11 protein-coding genes and 1 tRNA gene are annotated in these 9,559 nt (G+C 66.5%); 6 read left to right on the forward strand and 6 right to left on the reverse strand.

The features are described 5' to 3' along the window. The 3 genes from QGG75_20240 to QGG75_20250 all read right to left on the reverse strand — a co-directional run. Window positions 1-199, reverse strand: a 199-nt coding sequence (locus QGG75_20240) for a hypothetical protein (GenBank protein MDP6069561.1), incomplete at its 3' end; no start/stop codon positions are given. Window positions 200-378: 179 nt separating this feature from the next. Further along, a tRNA-Ala gene (locus tag QGG75_20245) sits at window positions 379-454 on the reverse strand. Window positions 455-541: 87 nt separating this feature from the next. Next, the gene (locus tag QGG75_20250; GenBank protein ID MDP6069562.1) at window positions 542-934 is read right to left on the reverse strand and encodes a TIGR02300 family protein; all 393 of its coding nucleotides are present in this window, start codon (window positions 932-934) and stop codon (window positions 542-544) included. 179 nt (window positions 935-1,113) lie between these two features. Between QGG75_20250 and efp the strand changes: the two genes are divergently transcribed. The 6 genes from efp (at window position 1,114) to QGG75_20280 (ending at window position 7,350) form a co-directional block, all read left to right on the forward strand. Beyond that, window positions 1,114-1,680 carry an elongation factor P gene (gene efp / locus QGG75_20255; protein ID MDP6069563.1) on the forward strand — a complete coding sequence of 189 codons (567 nt, stop codon included), beginning with the start codon at window positions 1,114-1,116 and terminating at the stop codon, window positions 1,678-1,680. Window positions 1,681-1,821: 141 nt separating this feature from the next. After that, on the forward strand, window positions 1,822-2,622 hold the full coding sequence (locus QGG75_20260) for an inositol monophosphatase family protein (protein ID MDP6069564.1): 801 nt from the start codon (window positions 1,822-1,824) through the stop codon (window positions 2,620-2,622). 213 nt (window positions 2,623-2,835) lie between these two features. Further along, a complete protein-coding gene (locus QGG75_20265) occupies window positions 2,836-3,759 on the forward strand; it encodes an OmpA family protein (protein MDP6069565.1) in 924 nt (307 codons plus the stop codon). A 71-nt stretch (window positions 3,760-3,830) separates the two neighbouring features. After that, window positions 3,831-4,973, forward strand: a complete 1,143-nt coding sequence (locus QGG75_20270; protein ID MDP6069566.1) for a flagellar motor protein MotA — start codon at window positions 3,831-3,833, stop codon at window positions 4,971-4,973. 5 nt (window positions 4,974-4,978) lie between these two features. Next, window positions 4,979-6,295 carry a peptidoglycan -binding protein gene (locus tag QGG75_20275; protein MDP6069567.1) on the forward strand — a complete coding sequence of 439 codons (1,317 nt, stop codon included), beginning with the start codon at window positions 4,979-4,981 and terminating at the stop codon, window positions 6,293-6,295. 131 nt (window positions 6,296-6,426) lie between these two features. Beyond that, window positions 6,427-7,350 (forward strand): hypothetical protein, encoded by a 924-nt coding sequence (locus QGG75_20280; GenBank protein ID MDP6069568.1) that lies wholly within the window; start codon window positions 6,427-6,429, stop codon window positions 7,348-7,350. A 10-nt stretch (window positions 7,351-7,360) separates the two neighbouring features. Here the strand turns inward: QGG75_20280 and QGG75_20285 are convergent, their stop codons facing one another. From QGG75_20285 to QGG75_20295, 3 genes are all read right to left on the reverse strand, one after another. Then, complete coding sequence (locus QGG75_20285) at window positions 7,361-7,639, reverse strand: Usg family protein (GenBank protein ID MDP6069569.1); 279 nt, start codon at window positions 7,637-7,639, stop codon at window positions 7,361-7,363. Between the two features lie 505 nt (window positions 7,640-8,144). Further along, the gene (locus QGG75_20290) at window positions 8,145-8,906 is read right to left on the reverse strand and encodes a Sir2 family NAD-dependent protein deacetylase (protein ID MDP6069570.1); all 762 of its coding nucleotides are present in this window, start codon (window positions 8,904-8,906) and stop codon (window positions 8,145-8,147) included. Next, a complete protein-coding gene (locus QGG75_20295) occupies window positions 8,903-9,286 on the reverse strand; it encodes an Hpt domain-containing protein (GenBank protein ID MDP6069571.1) in 384 nt (127 codons plus the stop codon). The genes QGG75_20290 and QGG75_20295 overlap by 4 nt, the downstream gene beginning before the upstream one ends. Window positions 9,287-9,559 lie beyond the last annotated feature (273 nt).

The raw sequence follows: 9,559 nt of genomic DNA on the forward strand, positions 1-9,559 counted from the left end.
TCCCGCTGCACTGGATGAACTCGCCGGGTTGAATGGATGCGGCGGATCCGATCACCGTGACCAGTTCGCGATGCCCCTTCACTTTCACCCTGATAACACAGAAGCCGGTTTCCGGGCTGTGGAAGGTCACCCGTTCGACCAATCCCGAAAGCGGTTCGCGACCGTGGTCCTGGTGGGCGGAGTTGGATTTGAAGCTCATGCTGCGAGCATGCGCGATGGACGGCAGGAATCAAAGCAGGCTCGCTGGCAACGCCACAACCGCTTGTTATTACTAAGAATTTCGCGTCCGCGTGCTCCCCCAGTGCTCCCCCGAACGGAATTTGTTGCGACGCACAAAAAAGGGAAGCCCGCTAACTCTTTGAGTTAGCGGGCTAAACCTGGTGGAGCCAGGCGGAATCGAACCGCCGACCTCTTGAATGCCATTCAAGCGCTCTCCCAACTGAGCTATGGCCCCAGGAGTTGCCGCGCGTCCTCGCGCGGACAGGGGATAATTCGGTTGCGGCGTCGGGAAATCAAGGAAAAAGAATAAATTCCGTTGGCTTCAGCCCTCGGCAGCGGCCTCGTCGGGCTTCTGGTCGACGACCTTGGAGACGTCTTCGCCCTGGCCCAGTTCCGAGGTGTCCTCTATGAGGTCGTTCTCGCCAGCTTCTTCGCCGCCTTCGCTATCTTCGCTGCCGTCACTTTCGACCTCGACCAGTTCGTCGTCGGCCAGATCCTCCTCGCTCTTCTCGACATCGCTCGCGATCTTGGCGATGGCGGTTTCCTTGGGGGCTTCTTCGGCCCTTTTTCTGGCCGCCGGGCGCACCCGTTTGGGCGGCTCGATGCGGATCACGGCCTCGCACTTGGGACAGGTGATCGGATCGCGTTTGAGATCATAGAACCGGGCCTGACATTCCTGGCATTCCCGCTTCTCACCCCAGTCCGGTTTTGTCACGCGTTACCCTCCTGGCGGGTGGCCGAAATCGAGGCATTCCGTTTGCCATGATCGCCGCCCCCTGACAAGCGAAATTCGCGCCGCCCGGGACCGGCCCCGGGCGCGATTGAATCCGCCGGGGCGACCTGATAGGGTCCGCGCCGATCGCCCCCCGGCCCACCGCAATCCGGACCTTTGCTATGAAGATCAACGGCAACGCCATCCGCCCGGGCATGGTCATCGAGCACCGCGAAGGACTTTGGCAGGCGGTCAAGATCCAGCACACCCAGCCCGGCAAGGGCGGCGCCTACCTGCAGGTGGAGCTCAAGAACCTGCGCGACGGCAGCAAGCTCAACGAACGCTTCCGCTCCTCGGAAAACGTCGAACGGGTGCGCCTCGACCAGAAGCAGCATCAGTTCCTCTACGCCGACGACAACCTGCTCACCTTCATGGACGACGAGAGCTACGAGCAGGTGCAGATCGCCAAGCATCTGGTGGGCGAGGCCATCGCCTTCCTGCAGGACGGCATGTCGGTGATGATCGAAAGCCATGAGGGCAGCGCCCTGCGCGTGGAGTTGCCCGAGACCGTAACCCTCGAGGTCAGCGAAACCGAGCCCGCCGTCAAGGGTCAGACCGCGGCCTCGTCGAACAAACCGGCGGTGCTGGAAAACGGCACGCGAGTGATGGTGCCGCCCTTCATCTCGGTGGGCGACCGCATCGTCGTCTATACCATCGACGGAAGTTACGCCAAGCGGGCCGAGGGCTGAGGGTGTCAAATTCGCCCGACCACCCGCTCCGCCTCCCAACCACCCACAGGATACCACAGGGATTATCGATGGGTGGTTGGGAGGGGGAGCGGGTGGCCGGGATCAATCCTGACATGCGCTGAGCCAGAAAAAGGCGCCGCCGTGGCCCACAAATCCGCCCTCGTCAACGTCATGATCGGCGCCGCCCTGAAGGCGGCACGCAGCCTGACGCGCGACTTCGGCGAGGTCGAGAAGCTGCAGGTCTCGAAGAAGGGACCGGCCGATTTCGTCTCCGCCGCCGACCGCCGGGCCGAACAGGTGGTGCTGGCGGAATTGCGCCGCGCCCGGCCCAACTTTTGCTGCCTCAGCGAGGAAGCCGGCGAGATAGCCGGCCCCGACACCTCGAACCGCTGGATCGTCGATCCCCTCGACGGCACCACGAACTTCCTCCACGGCCTGCCCCATTTCGCCATTTCGATCGCGCTGGAGCGCGACCGCGAGCTGGTCGCCGGCGTGGTCTACGATCCCCTGCGCGACGAGATGTTCTGGGCCGAGCGCGGCCAGGGCGCCCACCTCAATGACTACCGCCTGCGGGTTTCGGCGCGCCATCGCCTGGATCAAGCGGTGCTGGCCACCGGCATTCCCCACCAGGGCCGCCAGGGCCAAGACGAGTGCCTGGCCGAAATGCACCAGCTGTTGCCCCGCATCGCCGGCCTCAGGCGCTTCGGCGCCGCGTCGCTGGACCTGGCCTACGTCGCCGCGGGCCGCTACGAGGGCTTCTGGGAGCGTGGCCTCGAAGCCTGGGACATGGCCGCCGGCATCGTTCTGGTGCGCGAAGCGGGCGGCCTGGTGAGCGATCTCGAGGGCGCCGCGCGGATGCTCGAAAAGGGTGGCGTGGTGGTCGCCAACCAGCACCTGCACGGACCGCTGCTGGTGGCCTTGGGCGCGGCCGGCGACACCTAACCCAGTTGCGCAATAGGCCGCCAAACCGGTTGTTCTCACCATACCCCTGAGCTAAGGTGCGGGGCCATGGAATCAGCGGAATCGGACGTGACTCCAGTCAGCTTGAAAAAGTTCAGGGCCAGCCCGACAAGGCTCAGCGGACGCCCTGGTAGAGACCCGCAGCCGGCGCCAAGCAACGCTGTCGGCGGGCTTTTTGGGCTGTTTACCGCCGTCGTGGCCGTCGCGGGCGTTGTTGGCCTCTGCACCCTGGCTCCCGCCGCCGCTCAGGACACGGTGGTGATCGGCGGCAGCGGGCTGCGCGCCGTCGTCGTCGACCTCAGCGTCCTGGATGACAATGGCGGCCGGGCCGGCAAGCGCCAAGAGCTGCTAATGCCGGGCCAGGAAGCGGCGGCCCAAATCATCTTGCGCCCGCCGGGCGGTGCCGCCGGCGCCGGCCACCAGGGCAAGTTGCGCCGGCCGATGCTGCGCCAAACCGAGGCAGCCGGCCGCCGCCTGGCCCGGGCGCCCTCCCGCGCAGCGGCCCGGCCTCAAGTGCGCTCGGCACCGCTGGCGGCGCTGAAAGAAGCGCCGGCGGCACCGCGCCGCATCGAGAAGAAGGCGCCCCCGGCCCCGGCAAAACCCCGCCAGGCACCGCCGCCCCCACCGCCGCCGCCGCCAGCCCCACCGCCGGCCCCGGCAAAGATCGAAAAGGCGCCGCCTGCCATGGCCCAGCCGGCCCCGGTGAAGCCGGTGGCAGCGCCGGCCCCGCCAGCCGCCCCGTCTGTTGTCACGGCCCCGCCCAAGGACAAGGTTGCCTCGTTGCGGCCGGCCACCCGACCGGGGAAGGACGGCCCGCACATGCGCATCGAGTTCGCCGGCGCCAGCACCCGCTTGAGCAGCGCCGCCAAGGACCGCCTGGCGGCCCTGGCCGACGAGCTGGGCTCGGGCAAGGCGCGCCTGCAGCTCAAGGCCTTTGCCGGCGGCAGCGCCGAAACCGCCAGCTCGGCCCGGCGCCTTTCGCTGTCGCGAGCGCTGGCGGTGCGCTCGTTCCTTATCGCCGAGGGCCTCAGGAGCACCCGCATCGACGTCCGGGCGCTGGGCAAGTCGGGGGGCACGGGGCCCGCTGAACGGGTCGACATCATTCTGTTGAAACGGTGACCGACCAGCCCTCAACCGGCAGCCCGGGCAGCGCCGGGGCGGGCCGTGGTGGGCGCCCGCCGATGGTGCGGATGACCCGGCCGCAGCGCTTTCTCACCCGCATGATCCTGTTTCTCATCGCCGTCTTGGGCGTTTGCGCCGCGCTGGCCATGCCGCTGGAGCGCGCTTTCATGGCCAATCCCGGGCTCAACGGCCTGATCGGCGGGGTGCTGGTGTTGGGTATCGGCTACGTCTTCCGCCAGGTCATCCTGCTCAAGCCCGAGGTCGACTGGATCGAAACCTACCGCCGCCGCGAGCCCGGCCTCAGCATCCAAAGCCCGCCGGTGATGCTGGGCCCCATGGCCACCATGCTGGGCGAGCAGTCGGACCGCCTCTCGCTCTCGGCCAACGCCATGCGCTCGCTGCTCGACGGCATCGCCTCGCGCCTCGACGAGGCCCGCGAGACGGCGCGATATTTGATTGGCCTGCTGATCTTCCTGGGCCTCCTGGGCACCTTCTGGGGGCTTCTGGACACGATCAACGCGGTGGGCTCGACGATCCGCGGACTGAGTGGCGAGGGCGGCGACTTCGCGGCGTTATTCGGCAGCCTCAAGGCAGGCCTCGAGGCGCCGCTGACGGGCATGGGAACGGCCTTCTCGTCGTCGCTCTTCGGCCTCGCCGGGTCGCTGGTGCTGGGTTTTCTCGATTTGCAGGCGGGCCAGGCCCAGAACCGCTTCTATAACGACCTCGAGGAATGGCTGTCGAGCTTGACCCGGCTCGGCACCGGCGGATTCGGCGACGGCGACCAGTCGGTGCCGGCCTACGTCAGTGCGCTCCTGGAACAGACCGCCGAGAGCCTCGACAACCTGCAACGCATGATCGGACGCAGCGAGGACGGCCGCGCCTCGTCCAACACGACGCTGCTCTCACTTTCGGACAAGCTGGCGACGCTGACCGACCAGATGCGTTCGGAGCAGGACCTGATGATCAAGCTGATCGAGGCGCAGCAGGAAATGAAACCGGTGCTGCAACGCCTTGGCGAGGCCGCTGAGCGGGCCGCCGTCGTCAGCCTCGACGAGTCCAGCCGCTCGCACCTGCGCAACCTCGACGTCTACGTCATGCGGCTGCTGGAAGAATCGGCGCAGGCCCGTGACGAGGTGGTCCAGGCGCTGCGCAGCGAAATCAAGCTGCTGGCCCGGACCATTGCGGCCTCGGGCGGCGACGGCCGTCAGTAGTCCCCTTGGCGATCGCCTCGCGCAGCCGCCGCAGCGACAATACCTGGCCGGGCTTCGTCGACGCCCTGACCTCGCTGCTGCTGGTCATCATCTTCCTGCTAAGCGTCTTCATGCTGACGCATTTCTTCCTCAGCCAGGCGCTGTCGGGTCGCGAGGAGGCCCTGGAGCGGCTCAACCAACAGGTCGCCGAGCTCGCTGATCTGCTGTCGCTGGAGCGCCAGGCCAACGCCGACCTCAGGCTCAACGTGGCCCAGCTTTCAAGCTCGCTGCAGGACGCCAACAAGGCGCACGACGAGTTGGTTCTGAAGCTCGACGAGAGCACGAACCAGCTCGACGACACCCGGGCCCGGCTGGCGGCGGCCGAACAGGCGACCGAGGTCGACCGCCAGACCATCAAGGCCCAGTTGGCCGACATCGAACGCCTGAAGCGCGACATCGGGGCCTTGCGCAAGGTGCGCCAGGGGCTCGAGGCCAAGGTGGCGGATTTGGCCGGCCGGCTGGAAAGCTCGCAACGCGACCTCTCGCAGCTGCGCGACAAGTCGCGGGAACTGGCGGCCGAGCTGGCCAGCGAGCAGGAACGCACGGCGCTGGCCCAGAAGACCATTGGTGATCGCGACATCCGGCTTTCCGAACTCCAGGCGTTGCTCAACTCCCGCGATTCCGAGCTCGAGGACGAGCGCGACCTGTCGCGCTCGGCGCGCCGCCAGGTGGCGCTGCTGTCGAGCCAGATCGCGGCGTTGCGAGCCCAATTGAGCCGCCTGGAGGCCGCCCTCGAAGCCTCGGAAGCCAAGGACCGCGAGCAGCGCAGCCAGATCACCAACCTGGGCCAGCGCCTGAATGCCGCGCTGGCCCGCAAGGTCGAGGAGCTGTCGCGCTACCGCTCGGAATTCTTCGGCAAGCTGCGCGAGGTGCTGGGCCAGCGCCGCGACATCCACATTGTCGGCGACCGCTTCGTCTTCCAATCCGAGGTGCTGTTCGAATCGGGCTCGTCCGAGCTCGGCCTCGAAGGCCAGGCCCAGCTCGGCCAGCTCGCGGCCACCCTGCTGGAGATAACGCCCAAGATCCCCGAAGAGGTCAACTGGGTGCTGCGTGTTGACGGCCATACCGACCGCATTCCCATCGTCACGCCGCGCTTTCCCTCGAATTGGGAACTTTCCACCGGCCGCGCCACCTCGGTGGTCAAGCACTTGATCGCCGCCGGCATCCCGCCCAACCGCCTGGCCGCCACCGGCTTCGGCGAGTTCCAGCCGCTCGACGACCGCGACGACGAAATAGCGCACCGGCGCAACCGCCGCATCGAATTCAAGCTCACCGAGCGCTGAGATTCAGAGCATTTCAAGATTGATCCCGGCCACCCGCAATAAAACCACCACCCCGATTCAGTAAATCTTCACGGCTTGCGGTTATCCATGGCAGCCAAGCAAAAAGCACAGCCCAGCCGATGGATGCGCCAATGCATAATCACAGTTACGACAAATCCCGGGTGGCGATCGGCGATATCAAGAGCGATTCACTGACCTCGGTGCGCGGCATCCTGCGCGATATTGGCTTTCGCGAGATCGAAGTGCGCCGCGACGCCGGCTCGCTGCAGGAGTTCCTGCATGCCACCGACGTCGACCTCCTGGTCAGCGAGGTCGACTTCGACGGTGGCGACACCTTCGAGATGATCAACACGCTGCGCCACGGCGGTCTCGGCCGCGACCCCTTCACGCCGGTTCTCGGCTTCACCTGGAAGGCAACACCCGACAAGGTGAGCCGGGCCGCCAACAGCGGCGCCGACGGCCTGCTCACCCAGCCGGCCTGGGAGCAGCGCTTCCGCAGCGCCATCGAAACCGTGATCGAGAGGCGCAAGCCCTTCGTCGTCACCACCGACTACGTCGGCCCCGACCGGCGCGGCGAGGACGACATGCGCAACGGCCAGGAGATCCCGCTGATAGCGGTACCCAATGCGCTGCGCCGCACCGTCACCGGCTTGCCCGATGCCGTGCCCTTCGCCGCCGCCATGGTGATGATCCAGGAGCAGAAGGTGGAACGTCATGCCTACCAGATCGGCTACCTGACCAAGCGCATCGCGGAGCATTTCCGCGAGTTCGGTCAAGGCCGCGATATGGTGGCCCACATCGCCAAGCTGCAGTCCCTGGCCATGGACCTGATGCTGCGTATTACCGACACCAAGTACGCCCATCAGGGCGAGCTTTGCAGCTCGCTGCTCGGCGTCTCCAGGGAGCTCGCCAAGCAGCCCGCCAAACCCCGGCTGCGCGACGTCAACTTGCTGGCGCAACTGTCGCTGGCCCTGCAACGCGCCATCCACGCCGACGACGAGGCCAGCGTCGCCGCCGCCCATGACATCGCCCAGGCGGTGCAGGAGAATTTGTAACCAGCCGCGCTCAGTGCAAGGTCAGCTGGTTGCCCACCAGGCGCAGCTCGGCCGGCCGCAGCAGCCTGGTGCTGCAAACCCGCACCGAGTGCAGCGGCCCATCCAGGCTCTGGCGCCAAAAGCCGAGGAACTTGCATAGTCGGGGAAAGCGCGGCACCAGGTCGTAATCCTGCCAGACGTAGGTTTGCAATAGGTCGGGGTGGTCCGGCAGGCGGTAGGTGATCTCGGCCGTGGCCAGACGATAGCCGCTGAGCTGAAGGCCGACGGCGCGGTCCTGTTGAGCAGTCATCGACATCTCCTTTCCGGCCTTCGCGGGGGCCCGGGCGGGTTTTCGCCCGGCCCCTCAGAATACCAAGAAAAGCATATTTAAGTTAATAATTTCAGTGCGTTAGCAGCAGACTGCAGAGACTGCTGCTAGCCCGGATCTCATGTCATGAGATCCGGGATTCTTGTCGCTCACGGCGGCTCCGCTGCGCTCCGCTGCCTGCGCGGGCGCGCCGCAGTAGCGGCGGGTCGCGGTCGCTCCCGTTGGCTTTTTGTCGCTCACGGCGGCTCCGCTGCCTGCGCGGGCGCGCCGCAGGAGCGGCGGGTCGCGTTGCTCCCGTTGCACTAAATGACAAAGCACAAAAAAAACCGCCTGTGGCGGCGGCGCTAAGCCGACCCCCTCTAGGGGGGCGGAGGCCAAGGGCGCGGATGCGCCCGCCCGGTGAGGGTCTACTAAACTCCGCGGATGCGCCCGCCCGGTGAGGGACTACAAGAGTCCGCGCTTGCGCGGTAAGGGTCAAAAAAACTTCTCAATCAACCCCGACAGCGGGGCCCAGGGTGTCGCCGATCTCGCTGGCCAGCAGCAAATCGGCGATATCGTCATGCGGCGTGGCCTGGCGGTTGAGGATGATCAGGGTGGCGCCGTTCTGCTTGGCCAAGGCGGGGAAGCTGGCCGCCGGATAAACCACCAGCGACGAGCCGACGACGAGAAAGAGGTCGCAGGCCAGGGTCTCGAGCTCGGCCCGGCGCATGGCCTCCTCGGGCATGGCCTGGCCGAACGAGATGGTCGCCGTCTTGACGGTGCCGCCGCAGCCGGCGCAGACGGGCAGAGTCTCGTCGTCCTGGAAGGCGGCACGGATGGGATCGAGGTCATAGCGGCTGTGGCATTCCAGGCAACTGGCGTAGGTGGCATTGCCGTGAAGTTCGATGACCTTGGCCTCGGGCACGCCCGAGCGCTGGTGCAGGCCGTCGACGTTCTGGGTGACGACACTGCTCGCTTGGCCCCGCTCGACCAGCGCCGCCACCGCCCGGTGGCCGCGGTTGGGTTCGGCCTTGGCGAAGGTTTCCTCGGTGGCGAACTTGCGACGCCAGGATTCGCGCCGGGCCTCTTCCGAGGCCACGAAGTCGCGAAAGTCGATGGGCTGGTACTTGCTCCAGATGCCGCCGGGGCTGCGGAAATCGGGAATGCCGGATTCGGTGCTGATGCCGGCGCCCGAGAAGACCACGATGCGCTTGGCCGCCTCGAGGACGAGGCCAAGATCGGCCCGGGCAGTGTCGTCACCGGCGCTCATGGTTGCTCTCCACCAGGGACACGATCGGGGACGAGATCGGGGAAACGGCTATGCAGGCTGGCCCGGGCCGCGGCATAGCCGGGCGCCAGCCCCTTGGCCTCGCTCAGCGCCAGTTCGCGGTTTCCATCGCGGGCGGCGCATTCGACGCGCTCGGCCAGACGGCTGAAGCCGCTGAAGCCGAGGTGCCCGGCGGTGCTGTTGAGATCATGGGCCGTGCGGCGCAACTGGTCGAGGTCGCCGTGGCCGACATCTCCGGCCAACCCAGGCAGCAGCTCCTCGACGCGAAGGCAAAAGGCCCGGATGTGATGGCCGGTCTTTTCAGCACCGAACAGGGTGATCAAGGATTGCACAGCACGAATATCGACGTCGGCGGAACTCATGCTTTGGGCCAGTGGTTGCACAGGACGGTGGAGGACGGTTGAGGGCGGTCAGGGTTCCGCAAATCAGCGAAGCGGTCAAGTTTTTGGCTGGCGGTTGCTTCTCATTGCCACCGCGGTCCAGCTTGACATACGTCAAAGTTGGGCTCGGATCAAAGCTCTAGCCCGCATTTCTCACCGGGTCACGGCCTGCGTCGCTCCCAGGTGATGCGATCCGGAAGGAAAAGGTCGATGAGCGTAGTGGGACTACGCTCTTCGACCTTTTCCGTAGCGGGC

The organism is Alphaproteobacteria bacterium (assembly GCA_030740435.1).
In the GTDB taxonomy this organism is placed as follows: Bacteria; Pseudomonadota; Alphaproteobacteria; order UBA2966; family UBA2966.

What these genes read in the sequence shown, in the direction of transcription:
- QGG75_20285 (MDP6069569.1), bottom strand. Translation starts at nt 7,639, where the DNA reads ATGACTGCTCAACAGGACCGCGCCGTCGGCCTTCAGCTCAGCGGCTAT.
- QGG75_20280 (MDP6069568.1), top strand. Translation starts at nt 6,427, where the DNA reads ATGCATAATCACAGTTACGACAAATCCCGGGTGGCGATCGGCGATATC.
- QGG75_20290 (MDP6069570.1), bottom strand. Translation starts at nt 8,906, where the DNA reads ATGAGCGCCGGTGACGACACTGCCCGGGCCGATCTTGGCCTCGTCCTC.
- efp (MDP6069563.1), top strand. Translation starts at nt 1,114, where the DNA reads ATGAAGATCAACGGCAACGCCATCCGCCCGGGCATGGTCATCGAGCAC.
- QGG75_20270 (MDP6069566.1), top strand. Translation starts at nt 3,831, where the DNA reads ATGACCCGGCCGCAGCGCTTTCTCACCCGCATGATCCTGTTTCTCATC.
- QGG75_20295 (MDP6069571.1), bottom strand. Translation starts at nt 9,286, where the DNA reads ATGAGTTCCGCCGACGTCGATATTCGTGCTGTGCAATCCTTGATCACC.